The 960-nt window shown below is 50.7% G+C and carries 1 protein-coding gene; it reads left to right on the top strand.

What is annotated here, in order from left to right; translation table 11 throughout:
- Nucleotides 1–914, top strand: a 914-nt coding sequence (locus A7098_RS22700; protein ID WP_105281465.1) for a DUF1983 domain-containing protein, incomplete at its 5' end; no start/stop codon positions are given.
- Nucleotides 915–960: the final 46 nt, after the last annotated feature.

The following is a 960-nucleotide window of genomic DNA, read 5'->3' as shown; positions in this document are numbered from 1 at the left end:
ATGAAATCACGCAGACCGTCAATAAGAAACTGGAAGACCAGAGTGCAGCGATCCAGCAGATACAGAAGGTTCAGGTTGATACAAATAATAACCTGAACAGCATGTGGGCTGTGAAGCTGCAGCAGATGCAGGACGGACGCCTTTATATCGCGGGTATTGGTGCCGGTATTGAAAACACCCCTGACGGCATGCAGAGTCAGGTGCTGCTGGCGGCAGACAGGATTGCGATGATTAATCCTGCGAATGGCAACACAAAGCCGATGTTTGTTGGGCAGGGCGATCAGATATACATGAATGAAGTGTTCCTGAAATATCTGACGGCTCCCACCATTACCAGTGGCGGCAATCCTCCGGTATTTTCCCTGACACCGGACGGGCGGCTGACGGCGAAAAATGCGGATATCAGCGGTAACGTGAACGCGAACTCCGGGACGCTCAACAACGTCACGATTAACGAGAACTGTCGGGTTCTGGGAAAACTGTCCGCGAACCAGATTGAAGGCGATCTCGTTAAAACAGTGGGCAAAGCTTTCCCCCGGGACTCCCGTGCACCGGAGCGGTGGCCATCAGGGACCATTACCGTCAGGGTTTATGACGATCAGCCGTTTGACCGGCAAATTGTTATTCCAGCGGTGGCTTTCAGCGGTGCCAGACATGAGCGGGAGAATAGCGATACTTATTCGTCATGCCGCCTGATAGTGAAGAAAAACGGGGCTGAGATTTATAACCGAACGGCTCTGGATAATACGCTGATATACACGGGTGTTATTGATATGCCTGCAGGCAGTGGCGTAATGACACTGGAGTTTTCTGTATCAGCATGGTGGGTAAATGACTGGTATCCCACAGCAAGTATCAGCGATTTGCTGGTTGTTGTGATGAAGAAAGCCACTGCAGGCATCACGATTAGCTGAATTTTATAACCCAGATACGGGCGCCAGAAATGGCGCCTTTTTTATT

It is taken from the genome of Escherichia sp. MOD1-EC7011 (assembly GCF_002965005.1).
GTDB lineage: Bacteria > Pseudomonadota > Gammaproteobacteria > Enterobacterales > Enterobacteriaceae > Escherichia > Escherichia ruysiae.
The sequence above is the reverse complement of the archived record's forward strand: the minus strand, read 5'-3'. Positions and strand labels throughout refer to the sequence as shown.